Source organism: Mesorhizobium sp. LNHC209A00 (assembly GCF_000502915.1).
Classification (GTDB): domain Bacteria; phylum Pseudomonadota; class Alphaproteobacteria; order Rhizobiales; family Rhizobiaceae; genus Mesorhizobium.
The window spans coordinates 251,653-268,630 of the sequence record NZ_AYWT01000006.1; the positions used below are offsets into that span (position 1 = coordinate 251,653).

Sequence of the window (16,978 nt, forward strand, 5' to 3'; positions counted from 1 at the left end):
ATGGCAGCGGTGTCCCAAGGCTTCAAGACCGATCTGCTTGGGGCAATCCCGAGCTTGCGGGCCTTTGCCGTGTCGCTGACGCAGAATGCCGACAAGGCCGACGACCTCGTTCAGGAAACGTTGGTCAAGGCCTGGGACAAGCATGAAAGCTTCCAGCCCGGCACCAACCTCAAGGCATGGCTTTTCACGATCCTGCGCAATGAGTTCTATTCGCAAATGCGCAAGCGCGGCCGCGAGGTGCAGGACAGCGACGGCATCATGACGGCCCGGCTTGCAGTGCACCCGGCCCAGCACGGCCAACTCGACCTCAAGGATTTTCGCGGTGCGCTCGAGCAATTGCCGGAGGACCAGCGCGAAGCCATCATCCTCATCGGCGCATCGGGCTTCTCCTACGATGAGGCCGCCGAAATCTGCGGTTGCGCGGTCGGAACGATCAAAAGCCGCGTCAGCAGGGCTCGCACGCGCCTGCAGGAAATCCTGAAAATCTCAGGTGAGGACGAGTATGGCCCCGACGCGATCTCGGCTCAGGTCACGGGGACGGCCGCGCATTGAAATGAGGGCCGAATAACGGCGCTTCGGACGTGTCGCGTCAGTCTCGGCCAGGGGAGCCGCGACCATAGGCCAGCGCCAAGGCTTCGACGAGGTCTTCGCCCGAATAGGGCTTGGTGACCAGCCTCACCCCCGGGAAGGACGCCTTGATCTCATCCGCATCGGAGTAACCGGACGCAAACACGAACGGGACGCCGGTCTCACGAAGGACCGCGGCAAATTCAAGCGTCGAGGCGCCACCCAGCATCAGGTCGACAATGGCCGCGTCGAAATCCTTCGCGACCTTCCGGCCGTCGACCTCGGCCAAATCGCGGGCAACCACCACCTCGCCTGCACCGTGGTCACGGCAGAGTTGCTCGACATCCATGGCGATGAGGAATTCATCCTCCAGGACAAGAATGCGCAATCCATCAAGTAATTGGGGCACAGGCAATTGCTCCTTGAAACGCCGGGAGTCATGATCGTAATTTGGTGTGTTGTCATTTAAAAAAGACATCCGCCGACAGGCCGATCTCGGCAACGCGCAAAAACAGACCTGCTCACGGCAGGCATTCGCAAGAGGGTCGAAATGCCAAGCCAGACCGGGCGCTCTTCCTCAAGCCGTCAATACCCGTGCGAGCGATGCCCGTTAAGGTCCCTGCCGGTGTTCCGGGAGTTCGAGAAGCCGGAGCTGGCCTTCATCAGCAAGCTCAAGAAGGGAGAACTCGCGGTCGACAAGGGTGCCACGGTCCTCGTGGAAGGAAGCCACAGCGCGCATCTCTACACGGTGCTGTCCGGCTGGGCGTTCCGCTACAAGCTGCTGCAGGACGGCCGCCGGCAGATCCTCAATTACCTCATGCCCGGCGATCTCATCGGTCTGCAAGGTAGCGTCATGGGGGAAATGCAGCATTCCGTCGAGGCGCTGTCGCCAATGCTGCTTTGCGTGTTCGAACGCGACAATCTGCTCGAGATCTACCGCAACCATCCGGGCCTCGCCTACGACATCACCTGGATCGCTTCGCGGGAGGAGCGAATGCTGGACGAGAACCTGCTCAGTGTCGGCCGCCGCAGCGCGATCGAACGCGCCGCTTATCTTGTCGCCTTCATCGCCAGCCGTGCCAAGGTCGTGGGCCTGAACGGCACGCAGTCCATCCAGATACCGATCACGCAGCAGCACATCGCCGACACGCTTGGCCTGTCGTTGGTTCACACCAACAAGACGATCCGCAAGCTGATGGACCGCCAGCTGATCGTCTGGCGCGACGGCGGTTGCGGGGTCGTCGATATTGAAGGCCTGAAACAGCTCGCCGGCTGGGAGGGGCTGGCCGAGGGCCGTCGGCCGCTGATCTGACCTGCACCTTGCCGGGGGCGGATCGGGTGCGCGTGACCGGGTTTTCGGGTAGTTTGTCCCGACATCGGAACCTTGAGACGCAAGGCGCGTTTGAAATCGAGCAATCACAAGGAGTTAAGCAATGGCCACCGTCGCAGGGAAGACAGCCAACGAAGCGCGGACGAATCCGGATCTGGAAGCCGACATCAGGCAGTTGAAGGCCGATATCGACAAGCTCACCAAACAATTGGCCAAGACCGGTGAACACGGCTATGGCACAGCGCGGCGCGCGGCGGCCGAAGGCGTCGACCAGTTGCGCGCCCAAGGTGAGGCCGCCTTCGACAGCTTGCGCGGTAACGCCAGGGATATCGAGGCGCAGATGGTGGCAAGCGTGCGCGAAAAGCCGGTGACGTCGCTGGCTATCGCCGCGGGCGTCGGCTTCCTGTTCGCGCTGCTCACGCGTCGCTAGTTCCGCCGAGATGGGACTGCTGGCATCGTTGCTCTCGGGTTTCGCCTCGGGCGAAACCGTGGCCGCCTTACGTCGAGCACGGACTGCGGCCATCGTCTATACGCTTGCCGCGCTGGCGGCGTTCTGTGGCATCGGCTTCCTGATTGGCGCGGCCTATATCTGGACATCGGCCCGCTACGGATCGCTGGCTGCGGCGCTTGGTTTCGGTGTCGGCTTTCTGGTCATCACGGGCCTCGTTCTTTTGATCCATCGGCTGATGTCGGGCACGCGGATCCGCCGCGAGGCTAGGCGGCGCAAGACCGACATGAAAGCGATCGGCATTACGGCCGCGCTCGCTGTGCTGCCGTCGTTGCTCAAAGGTGGGCTCAAGGGAAAAGGTGGGCTCGGGATTATTGTGGGTCCGGCCGTGGCGCTCGCGGCCTATGCCATCTACCGCGAGAATGTGAAGTCCGACACCAACCACCACCCGGATGCCGGCGAGGGGTAGTCGCGCCAGCGGCCATGCTCACGTCATCTCGACAGATCTTCCAGCGGCATCGATATTTCGGCGAAGACCCCATCCCGCCGGAATTCGTGGGTTACTTCGCTCGAAATCACCTTGGCCAGACTGCGCCGGATGAGGATCGAGCCGAAGCCTTGCCGCTCGGGCGGCGCAACGTCAGGACCGCCGCTTTCGCGCCAGGTGAGCACCAGGCGCCTGTCGCCATTCTTGCCTTGCGCTTTCCAGTCGAGATCAACCTTGCCTGACGCAACCGACAGGGACCCGTATTGCAGCGCGTTGCTGGCCAGCTCGTGCAAAATCAGCCCGAGGCCGACGGCCTGGTCGGGCGAGAGCAACAGATCGGCGCCCGAGATTGCCAGCCGCGGCTGGGCGGCGCTGTCGAAAGGTCTGATTTCGACCTGGACGAGTTCGCGGATGCCAATGCCGCGCCACTCGCGGTCGGACAGCAGACCATGGGCGATACCCAGGGCCTGAAGCCGCGCGCTGAAGGCTTCGAGGAATTCGCTCGGCTGGCGGGCATGGCGCACGGTCTGGGTCGCCAGCGCCTGGACCGTCGCCAGCGTGTTCTTGACGCGGTGGTTGAGTTCACGCAGCAAGAGCCGTTGCCGTTCGTCACCGAGCTTGCGTTCCGAAATGTCGTAGTTGACGCCGAAAATCAGCGTCGGCTTGCCCTCGCCATCGCGTTCGATGACACGGCCGCGCGTGGCCACCCATCGCGGTGGATGGAAGCCTTTCACCCGGTATTCGCCAAAATAATCGTCACTGCCGGTCAAGGCATCACGAAAGCTGGTTTCGGTCTGGTAGACGTCGCGTGGATCGATGGCCGTCAGAACGTCGCGGGCCCGCAACCGTGTCGAGCGCGGCAGGTTGAACAATTCCGGCAATCGGACGTCGCAGTCGATTACGTCGGTGCGGACGTCCCAGGCCCAACTTGCCAGCGAAGCCGCATCAAGGGCGATGGCGCGCCGCTTTTCCTCACGCGCGAGCGCGGCTTCGGCGACAGCGCCAGTGCGGGTCGCGTGCTTCAGGGTGAACAGGCTGCCGGCGAGGCCGGCGAGCGTTTTCAACTGGTCGAGCCTGGACCGGGACGGGTGGGCACACGGCTTGCGGTGCATGACGCACAGGGTTCCGATTCGCGCTCCCGCGACAATGATCGGGACGCCCGCATAGAAGCGCACATGATGCTTGCCGGTCACCAAGGGATTGGCGTCAAAACGCTGGTCGGCCCCTGCGTCCGTCACCACCATCGGCTCATCGCCAGCGGCGATGGCGTGCGCACAGAAGGAGATGGCTGTCGCAATCTGTGTTTCTTGCATGCCAGAACAGGATTTGAACCATTGCCGATCGAGATCGACAAGCGTGACCAGCGCGATCGGCGCGCGCATCACAGCGGCGGCAAAGCCGCCGATGCGGTCGAAATCCGAGTCGGGCGCCGTATCCAGCATCTCAAGCCAGTGCAGCACTGCCAGCCGGTGCTCGTCCTGCACGGCGCGCGCAACCTCGGCCGGCAGACCGGCTGCTGTTTCCACCCTGCTATTCAAACCAAGTTCCCGTGCCTTGCCTTGATGTCCTTGCCGTCGCCGACCCGAGACAGCCCTGCACCCGGAACCATCCTTGCGAGGGACCGTTACCCGAGCGTGATTTGCCGATCGCGTCAGCCGACGCGAAACCAGACGAGGACCCGCCATGGCCAGGAACATTCCCGAAAACAAAGCGCGTCAGGGGCGGTGGGGTTGGCATGGGTTCCGAATCCTGATCGCCGGACTGCTCCTGGTGCTCGTCGCCTGGGGCGTCGCCGAGATATACGGCGTGTTGATCAAAGCGCCGAACAGCGACGAGCAACATGTCCCCACGCCGCCGAGCACCAGTCCGGCGCCCTCCGGCTGAAGTCAGCACCTTGATGGCTTCACACCGCATCAGGCGGCCTTCACCTGGGCGACGCTGGCCGGTACCAGCACATTGAGCGCTCCAGGTTTGATTTCGATCGTCGTCTCGCGATCGAGCCTGACCAGTTCGCCGTCCATGACGGCGCGGAACTTCCTGCCGCCGGAATGGATTTTGAGGGTCGCCCTGTCGGCCTGGTGGATTTCGACATGTTCGTTGTCACGCCACTTGCCACGCGCCACGTTGAACAAGAACTTGACCAGTTCGGCGCGTTGCTGAGCTACGGTGACGTAAATGCCGAGCACGCCACCGGCCGGATTGTCGGCATAGGGCAGGTGACCTTCGCCGAAGAGATTGTTGGTCACGCCGAGGCCGGATATGCGGGCAGTCATCTCCGCTTCACCGATGCCGAGCGTGACGTTCATTGCCGGCGGGTTCTTGATCGTTGCCCAGGCTGCCTTCGCGGAAGCGCCGATCTTGCCCAGGCGTGAGCCGAATTCCATGCCCTGGCGCAGTTGCACCATCTTGGCATGCATGCCGATCGAGAACTGATGAACGAAAGGCTGGCCATTGGCCGTAGCCATGTCGACCGCGATGATTTCGCCGTCGGCGAAGGATTTCAGCGCCGCATCGAGCGACTGCGGAATACCAAGGCCCCGCGCAAACAGGTTCATGGTGCCGGCCGGCAATATGGCGAGCGCTTTTTTCCTGCCCATCAGCCTGGCGGCCGCGGCCGAGATGGTGCCGTCACCGCCTCCGGCGAGCACGACGTCGACAGCGTGGCGCGACGCCGCGCTGTCGAGGGTGTCCACAACGTCCTTGCCGCCAACAATGTCGATGCTGAGAGAGTGGCCCGCCGATTCCAGCGTCTGACGCATCCGGTCCGAAAAGGCGGCGAGATCGGTAGTACGCAAGGTGCCGCCGTCCCGGTTCAGCACCGCTGCGAACTTCATGCCCCGCTCCGCTGCTCAGTTCTAACCGGCCGGAGTACCCCAGCCAACGGCTGAAACGCGCCAAATCCGGAATGGTTCCGGCAGGCCGGAATCTCTGGCCAGCCCCAGGTTTTCGGCAACGGGCGGTCAGATCCGCTTCTTGGGATTTGGCTCGGCCACAGCGGATTTGTCGGAACAACAGCATGGTCACGACGTTGTGAACCTGCAGAGATGTCGCGTCCGATCCCCAGTGCGGGGCTCAACCGGGCGCGGCATGTACGAAATCAGGCACGAGGAGAGAGTATCATGATCCGCACCCTTTTAGCGACGACCGCGCTTGCGACAATGATTGCAACCGGCGCCTTCGCGCAGAGCGCTGCAACCCCAGCCCCCGCGAACCCGCCCGCCGCCCAGGAGCCGGCCGCGACGGCGCCGGTACCGCGCGCTGAAGGCAGCATCGTCACCAACATCATCGGCGAAACCGTCTACAATGGCACTGGCGACAATGCCGAAAATATCGGCAAGGTCACCGACGTGGTCTTCGACAAGGACGGCATGGCGAAATCCGTCGTCATAGGCGTCGGCGGTTTCCTTGGCGTGGGAACCAAGAATGTCGCCTTCGACTACGACAAGCTGCAATGGGCCGAGAAGAACGGCGATCGCTGGCTGGTAGCGCAGACGACGAAGGACGAACTGAAGGCGCATCCGGAGTTCGACAGCAAGGCTTACGCCCCAGCCCCGGCCGCAGCGACGAACGCCCAGGCCCCGGCCACGTCGACGACCGCACAGGCGCCGGCCACGTCGACCGACACCGCACAGCAGTCCACTAACGCCGAGCCGGTCAAACCGGCTGATGGCAACCTGGCCACAAACATCATCGGTGAAAATGTCTACAACGGCACCGGCGATGACGCCCAGAAGATCGGCGATGTGAACGACATCGTGCTGACCAAGGAAGGCAAGGCGCAGTCGCTGATTATTGGCGTCGGCGGATTCCTGGGCATGGGCGAGAAGAATGTGGCCTATGATTTCGCCAAGGCGAAGTGGGCACAGAAGAACGGCGACCGCTGGTTGGTGGCGCAGACCACCAAGGAAGAGCTGCAGGCGCAGCCGGATTTCGACCGCAAGGCCTATGATCCGGCGCCCGCAACGACGGCATCCAATGAACCCGCGGCAACCGCGCCGTCCGCCACGACAGCTCCCGCCGCCGCTCCGGCGAACAAGACCGCGGCGGCGCCGGCTGACGCCACGGCTCCTGACCAGACACAGACCGCGGCCATCGACAAGTCCAAGCTTACCGAGATGCCGGTTGGAGAGATCAGGGGCGACGATCTGAAGGGCACGACGGTCTATGGCGCCAACGACGCCAAGGTCGGTGAGATCGGCGATGTGGTGCTGACCCCAGACAAGAAGACCGACGCCGTGATCGTCGATGTCGGCGGCTTCCTTGGCATTGGCGAGAAGGAGGTCGCGGTCGGCATGGACAATTTGAAGTTCATGACCGACAAGGACGGCAAGAAGTACCTTTATACGACCTTCACCAAGGAGCAGCTCGAAAAGCAAGCGGCTTACGATAAAGGCTCCTACGCTCAGAAGCGCGACGAGCAGCGTCTGATCGTCCGGTAGGATACGTCGACAGGTCAGGATACTTCGATAGGCAAGGATATTCGATAGGCAAGGATAAGGGCGGTAGGGGAATCCCCTACCGCCCTGATTGCGACTTGGAATATCCAGCCACTCCGTTTTCCGTCAGTTCCAAGAGGGCAAGCGACTGGTCGAGATGTTCGGCGCGCCAGGCGAGCAGCCTTTCGGCGAATTCCAGTCGGGTGGAACGATGTGCCGGGCTGCCGGCGAGGTTCTTCGATTCGCCAGGGTCGTCCTCCATGTCGAAAAGCAGCGGCGGCAGGCCGCCGCCAAAATGCACGTATTTGAATTTCTTCGTGCGGATGACAGCGAGGTTGCACTGGCGCGAGGTGATGCCGAAGTGTCGTTCGGCTTCACCGTCCGCGATCGAGCGAAAGTCGAACTCCCAGTGCGCGGCGTCGCGCCAAATGGCGGGCGTTCCACCGCTCAGGAAGGGTTTCAGCGAGCATCCGTCAAGGTGCGGTTCGGGAGACACTCCCAGCAGGTCGATGAGCGTAGGCAAAATGTCCACCGCTTCGGTGAAGCGATCGACAGCACTGCCGGCAACCTTGCGGTGGCGTGGATCGCGGATGATCAGCGGGATATGGTAGCTGCCGTCGAAATAGCCGCCCTTGCCCAGCATGAAGTGGTCGCCCATCATTTCGGCATGGTCGGAGGTGAGCACGATGATCGTGTTGTCCCACGCGGCTTCGGTCTTCAGCGCTTGCCACAGGCGGCCGAGCTGCGCGTCCACCTCCGAGATCATGCCGTAATAGATCGCCCGGATGCGGCGGAAATCATCCTCGCTCCAGTCGTGCACCTTGCCCGTGGCGCCGGGGCGGAACTTTGCTCGTTTTTGGCGGTCGAGGTCATAGGCGACGTAGGGGTGGCCCTGAGATTCGGCACGCCAACTTTCCGCGCGGTGAAAAGAGGGGCCGTCCGCGGGATCGTATTGAGTGTTGTACGGTTCCGGTACGATGAAGGGCGGATGCGGGCTGATAAAGGAAAGATGCGCAAACCACGGCGTGGCCTCGTCCTGCTCGCCCAGCCAGCGGATGAACTCGCCGGCAAGGAAGGCCGTCGGCGTCTGGTCTCTGGAGTAGACGGGTGGCGCCTCGGTCACCGCACCGTCGACCTCGCCCACGGGGCGGTGGATGTCAGGACTTCCAGCGCCGGCATCGATGCCCTGCTGCTTTAGCCAGGACAGCCACTGCTTCTGATGTTCGGGCAGGAATTGGCGCACCGTGAAGCCGGGCAGCACACCCTCATAGCTGTGCAACCGTGGATCGGCTGGTGCAAGCTGGCGCGGATCGAGCGACATATCGGTATAGCCGAACAAGGTTGGATCATAGCCGACGCTGCGCGCGGCGAGCGCAATATTGCCGTGGCGGGCGTCGAGCGGCGTGCCGTTGCGGCAGACACGATTGTTCATCTGATAGAGGCCTGTGTAGAGGCAGGCACGGGCGGGTGAGCAAGGCGCCGCGCCGCCGTAATGGCGCTTGAACAGCACACCGTCGGCGGCCAGCGCATCGACATTCGGCGTTTTCAACTGGGGATGACCGGCAGCCGACAGGCAATCGCCGCGCCACTGGTCGCAGGTAATAAGGAGGACATTTGGCCGCCTGCCTTTTCCAGTCACTTGCGCTGCCCCTCTCCAGTACGTTCGAATGCGCACATGGAACCGATTCCATCGACCGCGCAAGACCAGCGTTGTTTGCTAAACGGTGAACAAGAGTCTTTTGATTGTTCTCTTTTTAGGCACAGTCCATCCTGTGTTTGCCGCCTTTGCCATACTCGCTCGTATTCTCATATTTGCGAGGACAGCGGCGAGGGCCGCACAAACACCAAGGGAAGGAGCAGAGACCATGCTCGACCAGATCAAGGGCTTGCATCACGTCACCTCGATGGCCAGGGACGCAAGGCAGAACAATGATTTCTTCACCCACAAGCTCGGCCTGCGCCGGGTCAAGAAGACGGTCAATTTCGATGCGCCCGACGTCTACCATCTCTATTATGGCGACGGGGCCGGCACACCCGGCTCGGTAATGACCTATTTCCCGTTTCCCAACATCGGCAAGGGCCGCCCTGGCGTCGGCGAAGTCGGCACCACGGTCTATTCCGTGCCGGAAGGCACGCTCGCCTATTGGGAAAAACGCTTTACCGACGAAGGCGTAACCAATGTCTCCCGCGAGGAAAGCTTTGGCGAGAAGCGGCTCGCATTTGCCGGCCCGGACGGCGACGGGTTTGCCCTCGTCGAGGACAAGGCCGACGGCAGAGCGCCCTGGGTTAAGGGCGGTATTGCCGCGGACGAGGCGATCCGCGGCTTTCACTCGGTTTCGCTGAGGCTGAAGGATGGCGGCGCCACCGAGGAGTTGTTGAAGTTCATGGGTTACGAGGAGGTCGACAAGTCAGGCAATATCAGGCGGCTCGCCGTCAAGAACGGCAACGGCGCCGATTTCGTCGATATCGAAGCGCTGCCGACCGCACCCTTCGCCGATCTCGGCGCCGGCTCCGTCCATCATGTGGCCTTTGCTGTCGAGAACCGCGCCAAGCAGCTTGAAGTGCGCAAAGCGCTGATGGATACGGGTTATGGAGTGACGCCGGTGATCGACCGCGACTATTTCTGGGCGATCTATTTCCGCACGCCGGGAGGCGTGCTGTTCGAAGTCGCCACCAATGAGCCGGGTTTCGACAAGGACGAGGACACCGCCCATCTCGGCGAGGCGCTGAAGCTGCCGACCCAGCATCAGCATCTGCGGCCATATCTCGAACAGCATCTGCAGAAGTTGGAGGGCTGAGACGATGAGCAAGGGCGCTTACGCCCACAAGGTGCTGCCTGGTTCGCCGGGTGGTCCGCTGCTTTTGGTCGTCCACGGCACTGGCGGCGACGAGAGCCAGCTTGTCTCGCTGGGGCGCGATCTCGCGCCCCAGGCCACCATCGTCTCGCCACGCGGCGATGTGTCGGAGCAAGGTGCCGCGCGCTTTTTCCGCCGCACCGGCGAGGGCGTCTATGACATGGACGATCTGGCGCGGGCCACGGACAAGATGGCGGGCTTCGTCCAAGCCCATGTCGAGGCGGCGAAGCCGTCGGTCGTGCTGGGCCTCGGCTACTCCAATGGCGCCAACGTTCTGGCTTCGCTGGTGTTCGAAGCACCTGACCTGTTCGACGCCACGGTGCTGATGCATCCGCTGATCCCGTTCGAGCCGCAGGTCAAGGGCAGCCTCGCCGGCCGTCACATCCTGGTGACCGCCGGCAAGCGCGATCCGATCTGCCCGCCCAACCTGACCTCGCGGCTCGAAGCCTATTTGCGCGCCGACGGTGCCGATGTCACAGTTGAGTGGCACGAAGGCGGGCACGAGGTGCGGCCAAACGAAATCGAAGCGGCGCGGCGGCTTTTCGCCACTATCGCCCAAGGAGTGTAGAGATGCCCGATCAATTGCCAGAGATCGAACTTGAGGATCGGGGCTCCAAGGGTCGCTACGTCCTGCGCGGCGCCGGCGGTGCCGAGGCGGAGATGACCTTCACCAAAATCGGCGAGCACCAACTGATCATCGATCACACCGAAGTGCCGGACGCCTTTCGCGGCCAGGGCGCCGGGCTTCGGCTCGTCACCCGTGCCGTCGAGGACGCGCGAGCAGCAGGCAAGAAGATCATCCCGCTCTGCCCGTTCGCCAACGCCCAGTTCCGCCGTCACCCGGAATGGGCGGATGTGCTGAAGCGGTAGGTCCCGCAAGCACAAAGTGGATTTGTAGAACAGAGCAAAACGGGCGGCCATTGCCTTCCCGTTGGCTTTGTAGTTTGCCCCGGCGGCACATCTTGCCTAGATATGATACATCGCCCTGCCGACAAACAGACCGAATGATCCCCCAGATGACCGAAACAGACCTCGTCCCCGTCTTTGACGGCCACAACGACACGCTGCTGCGTTTGCACCAGGCGAAAGACGCGGACGTCGAAAAGCTGTTCATCGAAGGGAAATCGGGCGGCCATGTCGACTTGCCGCGCGCCAGGGCCGGCGGATTCGCCGGCGGTATGTTCGCCATCTTCCCGCCGCCGGTCGAGAAAGCGCGGCGCAGCGCCGTCCCTTCGGCGCCAAGCGACAGCGAGCCGCTGCCGCCCGAGGTGCCTCGCGCCGATGCGCTCAACTCGACGATCGCGATGGCGTCCATCCTCTTCCGGCTGGAGCGCGCCGGAGCGTTGGCGATCTGCCGCAGTGCCGGCGATGTGCGCAATGCCATGGCGCAAGGCACGATTGCCGCGGTGTTCCACATCGAGGGCGTCGAGGCGATCGATCCCGAACTCACCATGCTCGACGTGCTGCATGCCGCGGGCCTGCGCTCGCTCGGCATCGTCTGGAGCCGGCCGAATGCGTTCGGCCACGGCGTGCCGTTTCGCTTTCCGTCCTCGCCGGATACCGGTCCCGGGCTGACCGATGCCGGCAAAGCGCTGGTCAAGACCTGCAATGAACTGAGGATCATGATCGATCTCTCGCATCTCAACGAGAAGGGTTTTCGCGACGTCGCAGCGCTTAGCGATGCACCGCTGGTCGCCACTCACTCCAACGTGCATGCGATCTGCGGCCATTCGCGCAACCTCACGGACTGGCAGCTCGGCGCGATCCGCGACTCCGGCGGCATGGTCGGGTTGAACTTCGCCACCGGCTTCCTGCGCGAGGCCGAACTGATTAAGCTTGATATCACCGATCNCGAGGACGGCCGCATGAATGCCGACACAAGCCTCGACATCATGGTGCGCCATATCGATTCCCTGCTGCAGGCTTTGGGCGAGGATGGCGTCGGTCTCGGTTCGGATTTCGACGGCGCCATGATCCCGGCCGTCATCGGCGACGTCGCCGGCCTGCCGAAACTCATCGATGCGCTGGCGGCGCGCGGTTTTGGCCGGGCTCTGATCGAAAAGATTGCCTACCGCAACTGGCTAAGCATGCTGGAAAGAACGATAGGTTAGGTCGCCTTATTCGAAGCCCATGCGATTCAGCCATTCCTTGCCGACGCCGCGATCGCGAATGATCGGCAGCGGGTTTTCCGCATCGAGCCGAGCGCAAATGCGATAGACCTCCAGCGTCTCGGCGCTCATCTCGCCACGCTTGTAGAAGAACATGGCGGCGGCATAGCGCGCGCGGCCAGACCATTTTTCGCCGAGCGGCGTGTTGACCAGCTCCCACTGTTCGGCGGCTTCACCTTCTTCCTGCTGCTTGCCCGCTTCCTCGGTCATGGTCAGAAATCCGCCGGCGGATTGGCGGTACGGCGGTCGAGCTTGATGAAGGGTCGCGCCACCACCTTGGCCCGTTTCATCAGCTTCTGGTACTGCAGTTCGCGCATGGCGTAGATCTCGACCCAGAGGTCTTCCACGACAGTATCACCATAGGGCCGCGCCAGCGAGGCGATGGCGATGTTGCGCTTGGCCATCGGCGACCACATGGCGGCGCTGACCAGGCCGACCTCCTGGGTTTTCCTGTGATAGACGATCGCGTGTTCGGCCGGGATGTTGCCTTCGATCTCCAGTCCGACGAGGACATGCCGAAGCTTGCGTTTGGCGCGGGCCTCGAGGATGGCGCGGCGGCCATTGAAATGGCCCTTCTCCAGATCAACCATGAAGCCGAGCCCGATCTCGTCGGGCATGCGCAAGCGGTCGGCGCGGATGGCATGTTCGGCGGTGGTGAAATCGGCATTGGCGACGATCAGCCCAGCCTCGAGACGGGCACGGTTGAGGGCGGTGTAGCCGATCGCCCTGATGCCGCGCAGTTCCCCAGCTGTCATCAGCCGGTCCCACAGGCTCAGCGCCTTTTCGGCCGGAACGAACAGTTCGTAACCGAGATCGCCGGTAAAGCCGGTCCGTGAAATGATGGCCGTGCCGCCGTCATGCGGGAATTCGGCAAGGTCGAATATTTTCAGCCTCTCGACACCGGCGAAACCGGCATCGCGCAGCACGGCGAAGCATGTGGGGCCCTGCAAGGCGAGCCCGGCGACGGCCTCGGTCTCTTCCTCGACGATGACGTCGAAACCAAGGGCGCTGTCCAGCAGCCACGGCAGATGCCGCTCCTGCGAACACAGCCGGAAGCGGTCCGGCGAGAGCCGAAACAGTGTGCCATCATCGAGGACGAAGCCCTCATCGTCGCACCACGCGGTGTAATGCACCCGGCCGGGTTTCAGCTTTGTCACATCGCGCAGCGTGACCCGATCGAGGAAGGCTTCTGCGTGCGGCCCCTCGATCCGGTATTTGGTCATGGGCGAAATATCGAACAGCGCCGCCTGACTGCGGATCGCGAAATATTCGAGCTCCTCGTCCCACAGCGAATGCGGCGCGCGGTAGCCGGCCCAATTGTACCAGTCCTGGGTCTTGGCCAGTGCGTCGATGCGCGGCTGGAATGGCGTGCCGAGGCGCTGCGTGTGGAAGTGCGATTGGGCTTCGATGCGATCGGAAACGGCTGGATCGGCTGTCTTCGAGACGGGCTTCTTCCTGGTTAGCTGGACCATGACCTACCCCTTCATCGCAATGATGCGCCGCGCGGCGTTCAATCCTGGCGCACCCGAAACACCGCCACCAGGATGCGAACCCGCGCCGGCCAGGAACAGCCCGTCGAGCGGCGTGTCGTAACCCGACCAGCCGGAGACGGGACGCGAGATCAGCATCTGATCGGCCTGTAATTCACCATGGTGCCAATGGCCGCCCGGCATGCGGTAGCGCATCTCTATATTGGCAGGCGTCAGCAGCTCGGCATGGACAACGCTCTTGCCGATACCGGGTGCGTAAGCCTCGAACTGCGCCATGATCGCTTTTAGGAATTTCGGCTTGCCGGCATCCCAGCCCTCTTTCAACCGATAGGGCGCGTATTGCACCACGGCCGACAGCACGCAGGCGCCGTCGGGCGCGAGCGAGGGGTCGGCGAGGCTGGGTAGCGTGATCTCCATCACCGGCTCGGGTGAGAACTCGCCATATTTCGATGGATTGAAGGCACGCTCGACATGATCGGGGGAGGGCGCGATCACCAGTCGGCCCTTATGGCCGGCGTCGTCGACACCGGCAAACCGCGGCGGCCGGTCGAGCGCCAGATGGAGCTTGGCGGCATCGCCCCTCATCCGGATGTTTTTCACCTTGCGCACGAAGCCGGTGTCGATCTCGCGCGGTCCGACGAGGTCGAGGAAGGTGGTCGTCGGATTGATCGCCGAGACGATCGTTCGGGCGCGAAGTTCTTCGCCATTCTCGAGGGCGACGCCGACGGCGCGGCCTTTGTCGACAATGATCCTGGCGACGGGCACCGATGCGCGGATCGTGACGCCAGCCTTTTCGGCAGCAGTGCGGATGGCGGCGACCACCGCGCCCATGCCGCCCTTTGGCAGCAATTGCGCTCCGGCCGCACCGCCGCTCGCTCCGGTCAGACGATAATAGAGGCCGAGCAGCGAGGTCGGCGAGCGCGGGCCGAGATGGCTGCCGAGCGTTGCGTCGAAGGCGAGCAGCCCTTTCAGCCTGATATCGGCGAGCTGTTCGTCAAGCAGGTCGGCAACGTTCATCAAAAGCACGCGCAGGAAGTCGCGCATGTCTTCCATGCCAAGTTTCTTCAGCGCCACCGCGGTATGGGCGAGCGAAGCGGCCTCCTGCAGCGACATGCCGCCGAGATCGGGCGGCCGGCGCGACAGGAAGGGTTTCAGGATGCCGGCATAGCGCAGCAATTGTGCGCGCAATTCCTTCCAGGCGGACTGTTCCGACGAACTGGCGCCAGTCAGCACCTCGCCATAAGCGCCATGCAGGACAAGCGGCGGTCCATCTTTCGACAATGCGACCGACGGCAGGAAGTCGGAGCGAGCGATCCGCAGCCCGTGCTTTTCCAGCTCCAGCGTTTTCACCACGTCGGGATGCAGCCGGTTCAACACATGCGCGATGGATGAAGCGCGAAAACCCGGCGCAAATTCCTCGGTCCGCGCGGCGCCCCCGAGTTCGGCTCCTGCTTCCAGCACCAGCACCTTACGGCCTGACTTCGCCAGCGTGGCGGCTGCGACAAGCCCGTTGTGGCCGCCGCCGATAACGATGGCATCAAATGACGTCATGGGCCGGGCTCATATGCGAAGTGGATTTTGCGAGATCGCGCAGGATTTCGGAGGCTGCGTTGCGTCCGGGTGCACCCATGACGCCGCCGCCGGGGTGGGTCGAGGAGCCGCACATATAGAGGCTGCCGACCGGCGACCGATACTGCGCGTACCCGGGCACCGGACGGTTGAACAGCAACTGGTCGAAGGTCAGTTCGCCCTGAAAGATGTTGCCTTCGGTGAGGCCGACCTCGGCCTCGATCTCGCGTGGCGTCCGCACCTCCATATGGACGATGCGGTCGCGGAACCCGGGTGAATAGTCCGATATCTGCGCGATCACGCTTTCAGCAAAACCGTCACGATCGGCGTCCGTCCACTCGCGACCAGCGATCTTGGGCGGAGCGTACTGCACGAAGCAACTCATGAAATGTTTCCCGGGCGGCGCCATGGTCGGGTCGAGCGTCGTCGGGATGACCATGTCGAGGAACGGATCGGCGGACCAGCGGCCGGCCTTCCAGTCGTCATAGGCGCGCTCCATGCGCTCCATCGAATCGGTGAAATGCATGTCGCCGCGATAGACCGACGAATCCTTCGGCAGCGCCGGGAATTCCGGCAGCGAATCGAGGGCTATGTTGACCTTTCCGGAAGATCCGCGAATCTTGAAGTTCTTCACCCGGCGCAGGAAGATGTCGGGCAGTTCCTTCTCCTCGACCAGCTTCAGGAAGGTGCGCTTCACGTCGGCATTGGAGACGACCAGCTTGCCGTAAACCTCCTCGCCGCCGGCCAGCACGACGCCCCTGGCCTTGCCACGGCTCACCAGCACATGGTCGACCTCGGCGCCGGTGCGGATGGTCCCACCCGAGGCCTTGAACGAGGCGGCCAGCGCCTTGGTGACGGCGCCCATGCCGCCGCGCGCATAGCCCCAGGCGCCGACCGATCCGTCGACCTCGCCCATATAGTGATGCAGCAGCACGTAAGCGGTGCCGGGCGACATCGGCCCGAGTGCCGTGCCGATGATGCCAGACAGCGCGAAGTTCGCCTTGATGACGTCGGTCTCGAAATATTCGTCGAGGAACTCAGAGATAGACATGGTCCAGAAGCGCAGCGTCAACGCCATTTCCTCGGCGGAGAGACCCGCGAATTTCTTGCCGAGATAGAGCAGTTCACCGAGGTCGCGCGGGCGCAGGCTGGTTGGGTCCGGCGCGGTGCGCATCAAAAGCGGCTGGATGAAGCGGCACTGCCGCGTCACGTCGCGGGCGTAGTGGTCATAGGCCTCGGCATCCCTTTTGGAGAAACGAGCGAATTCCCGCCGGTGCGCGTCGTGGTCGCGGTAGTTGGCGAGGTAGTCGCCATCCCGGGTGAACACCGCGCCGCCCTCATAGGAGATGACTTGCAGGCCGAAGCGGGGGAGCTCCAGATCGCGCATGATCTCGGGCCGGAACAGCGAGCAGACGTAGGAGCAGTTCGAGTAGCGGAAGCCCGGCGTCAGCTCGCGGCTGGTGGCCGCGCCTCCGACCCAGTCGTTCTTCTCCACAACCAGCACGTCGAGACCGGCGCGCTGCAGGTAACAGGCGTTGACAAGGCCATTGTGTCCGCCGCCGATGATGATCGCATCCCAAGCTTTCATTGTGGCCCAGTGCTCATCTGCGTCCCGCTTTCACTTCTGC

Annotated in this window: 18 protein-coding genes; 10 read left to right on the forward strand and 8 right to left on the reverse strand. The window is 63.1% G+C overall.

Annotated features, from left to right (window positions below; genetic code table 11):
- Positions 1–552, forward strand: a complete 552-nt coding sequence (locus X739_RS148880; RefSeq protein WP_023794969.1) for a sigma-70 family RNA polymerase sigma factor — start codon at positions 1–3, stop codon at positions 550–552.
- A 37-nt stretch (positions 553–589) separates the two neighbouring features.
- On the opposite strand, the gene X739_RS12490 is transcribed toward X739_RS148880, so the two are convergent.
- A complete protein-coding gene (locus X739_RS12490) occupies positions 590–976 on the reverse strand; it encodes a response regulator (protein WP_023794970.1) in 387 nt (128 codons plus the stop codon).
- A 141-nt stretch (positions 977–1,117) separates the two neighbouring features.
- Here X739_RS12490 and X739_RS148875 point away from each other — a divergent pair, with 141 nt between their 5' ends.
- The 3 genes from X739_RS148875 (at position 1,118) to X739_RS148865 (ending at position 2,814) form a co-directional block, all read left to right on the forward strand.
- On the forward strand, positions 1,118–1,879 hold the full coding sequence (locus X739_RS148875) for a Crp/Fnr family transcriptional regulator (protein WP_023774114.1): 762 nt from the start codon (positions 1,118–1,120) through the stop codon (positions 1,877–1,879).
- 121 nt (positions 1,880–2,000) lie between these two features.
- A complete protein-coding gene (locus tag X739_RS148870; RefSeq protein WP_023774115.1) occupies positions 2,001–2,327 on the forward strand; it encodes a DUF883 family protein in 327 nt (108 codons plus the stop codon).
- A gap of 10 nt (positions 2,328–2,337) precedes the next feature.
- Positions 2,338–2,814, forward strand: coding sequence for a hypothetical protein (locus X739_RS148865; RefSeq protein WP_023794971.1), 477 nt, complete (start codon positions 2,338–2,340; stop codon positions 2,812–2,814).
- A 23-nt stretch (positions 2,815–2,837) separates the two neighbouring features.
- Here the strand turns inward: X739_RS148865 and X739_RS148860 are convergent, their stop codons facing one another.
- The gene (locus X739_RS148860) at positions 2,838–4,370 is read right to left on the reverse strand and encodes an HWE histidine kinase domain-containing protein (RefSeq protein ID WP_023794972.1); all 1,533 of its coding nucleotides are present in this window, start codon (positions 4,368–4,370) and stop codon (positions 2,838–2,840) included.
- A 145-nt stretch (positions 4,371–4,515) separates the two neighbouring features.
- On the opposite strand from X739_RS148860, the gene X739_RS148855 reads away from it, so the two are divergent.
- A complete protein-coding gene (locus X739_RS148855; protein WP_023774118.1) occupies positions 4,516–4,716 on the forward strand; it encodes a hypothetical protein in 201 nt (66 codons plus the stop codon).
- Positions 4,717–4,745: 29 nt separating this feature from the next.
- On the opposite strand, the gene X739_RS148850 is transcribed toward X739_RS148855, so the two are convergent.
- Positions 4,746–5,666, reverse strand: coding sequence for a diacylglycerol kinase family protein (locus X739_RS148850; protein WP_023774119.1), 921 nt, complete (start codon positions 5,664–5,666; stop codon positions 4,746–4,748).
- Positions 5,667–5,951: 285 nt separating this feature from the next.
- Between X739_RS148850 and X739_RS148845 the strand changes: the two genes are divergently transcribed.
- Positions 5,952–7,271, forward strand: coding sequence for a PRC-barrel domain-containing protein (locus tag X739_RS148845; protein WP_023794973.1), 1,320 nt, complete (start codon positions 5,952–5,954; stop codon positions 7,269–7,271).
- A 76-nt stretch (positions 7,272–7,347) separates the two neighbouring features.
- On the opposite strand, the gene X739_RS148840 is transcribed toward X739_RS148845, so the two are convergent.
- Positions 7,348–8,907, reverse strand: a complete 1,560-nt coding sequence (locus X739_RS148840; RefSeq protein ID WP_023794974.1) for an alkaline phosphatase family protein — start codon at positions 8,905–8,907, stop codon at positions 7,348–7,350.
- Positions 8,908–9,133: 226 nt separating this feature from the next.
- On the opposite strand from X739_RS148840, the gene X739_RS148835 reads away from it, so the two are divergent.
- The 4 genes from X739_RS148835 to X739_RS148820 all read left to right on the forward strand — a co-directional run bounded on the left by X739_RS148835 (position 9,134) and on the right by X739_RS148820 (position 12,234).
- On the forward strand, positions 9,134–10,066 hold the full coding sequence (locus tag X739_RS148835; protein ID WP_023794975.1) for a VOC family protein: 933 nt from the start codon (positions 9,134–9,136) through the stop codon (positions 10,064–10,066).
- A 4-nt stretch (positions 10,067–10,070) separates the two neighbouring features.
- The gene (locus tag X739_RS148830; RefSeq protein ID WP_023774123.1) at positions 10,071–10,691 is read left to right on the forward strand and encodes an alpha/beta hydrolase; all 621 of its coding nucleotides are present in this window, start codon (positions 10,071–10,073) and stop codon (positions 10,689–10,691) included.
- Between the two features lie 2 nt (positions 10,692–10,693).
- Entirely contained in the window at positions 10,694–10,993 is a 300-nt protein-coding gene (locus X739_RS148825; RefSeq protein WP_023774124.1) for a GNAT family N-acetyltransferase, read from the forward strand.
- A gap of 146 nt (positions 10,994–11,139) precedes the next feature.
- Positions 11,140–12,234, forward strand: coding sequence for a dipeptidase (locus tag X739_RS148820; RefSeq protein ID WP_023794976.1), 1,095 nt, complete (start codon positions 11,140–11,142; stop codon positions 12,232–12,234).
- 6 nt (positions 12,235–12,240) lie between these two features.
- On the opposite strand, the gene X739_RS148815 is transcribed toward X739_RS148820, so the two are convergent.
- From X739_RS148815 to X739_RS148800, 4 genes are read right to left on the reverse strand one after another with little or no spacing between them, the layout of a single operon-like run.
- Positions 12,241–12,501, reverse strand: coding sequence for a hypothetical protein (locus tag X739_RS148815; RefSeq protein ID WP_023774126.1), 261 nt, complete (start codon positions 12,499–12,501; stop codon positions 12,241–12,243).
- Between the two features lie 2 nt (positions 12,502–12,503).
- Positions 12,504–13,763 (reverse strand): aminomethyltransferase family protein, encoded by a 1,260-nt coding sequence (locus X739_RS148810; RefSeq protein ID WP_023794977.1) that lies wholly within the window; start codon positions 13,761–13,763, stop codon positions 12,504–12,506.
- 3 nt (positions 13,764–13,766) lie between these two features.
- Complete coding sequence (locus X739_RS148805; RefSeq protein WP_023794978.1) at positions 13,767–15,332, reverse strand: NAD(P)/FAD-dependent oxidoreductase; 1,566 nt, start codon at positions 15,330–15,332, stop codon at positions 13,767–13,769.
- The gene (locus tag X739_RS148800; RefSeq protein WP_023794979.1) at positions 15,319–16,938 is read right to left on the reverse strand and encodes an NAD(P)/FAD-dependent oxidoreductase; all 1,620 of its coding nucleotides are present in this window, start codon (positions 16,936–16,938) and stop codon (positions 15,319–15,321) included. The genes X739_RS148805 and X739_RS148800 overlap by 14 nt, the downstream gene beginning before the upstream one ends.
- Positions 16,939–16,978: the final 40 nt, after the last annotated feature.

Coding starts and splice junctions, on each gene's coding strand:
- X739_RS148880 (WP_023794969.1), top strand. CDS start 1: ATGGCAGCGGTGTCCCAAGGCTTCAAGACCGATCTGCTTGGGGCAATC.
- X739_RS148875 (WP_023774114.1), top strand. CDS start 1,118: ATGCCAAGCCAGACCGGGCGCTCTTCCTCAAGCCGTCAATACCCGTGC.
- X739_RS148870 (WP_023774115.1), top strand. CDS start 2,001: ATGGCCACCGTCGCAGGGAAGACAGCCAACGAAGCGCGGACGAATCCG.
- X739_RS148865 (WP_023794971.1), top strand. CDS start 2,338: ATGGGACTGCTGGCATCGTTGCTCTCGGGTTTCGCCTCGGGCGAAACC.
- X739_RS148855 (WP_023774118.1), top strand. CDS start 4,516: ATGGCCAGGAACATTCCCGAAAACAAAGCGCGTCAGGGGCGGTGGGGT.
- X739_RS148850 (WP_023774119.1), bottom strand. CDS start 5,666: ATGAAGTTCGCAGCGGTGCTGAACCGGGACGGCGGCACCTTGCGTACT.
- X739_RS148845 (WP_023794973.1), top strand. CDS start 5,952: ATGATCCGCACCCTTTTAGCGACGACCGCGCTTGCGACAATGATTGCA.
- X739_RS148835 (WP_023794975.1), top strand. CDS start 9,134: ATGCTCGACCAGATCAAGGGCTTGCATCACGTCACCTCGATGGCCAGG.
- X739_RS148830 (WP_023774123.1), top strand. CDS start 10,071: ATGAGCAAGGGCGCTTACGCCCACAAGGTGCTGCCTGGTTCGCCGGGT.
- X739_RS148825 (WP_023774124.1), top strand. CDS start 10,694: ATGCCCGATCAATTGCCAGAGATCGAACTTGAGGATCGGGGCTCCAAG.
- X739_RS148815 (WP_023774126.1), bottom strand. CDS start 12,501: ATGACCGAGGAAGCGGGCAAGCAGCAGGAAGAAGGTGAAGCCGCCGAA.
- X739_RS148810 (WP_023794977.1), bottom strand. CDS start 13,763: ATGGTCCAGCTAACCAGGAAGAAGCCCGTCTCGAAGACAGCCGATCCA.
- X739_RS148805 (WP_023794978.1), bottom strand. CDS start 15,332: ATGACGTCATTTGATGCCATCGTTATCGGCGGCGGCCACAACGGGCTT.
- X739_RS148800 (WP_023794979.1), bottom strand. CDS start 16,938: ATGAAAGCTTGGGATGCGATCATCATCGGCGGCGGACACAATGGCCTT.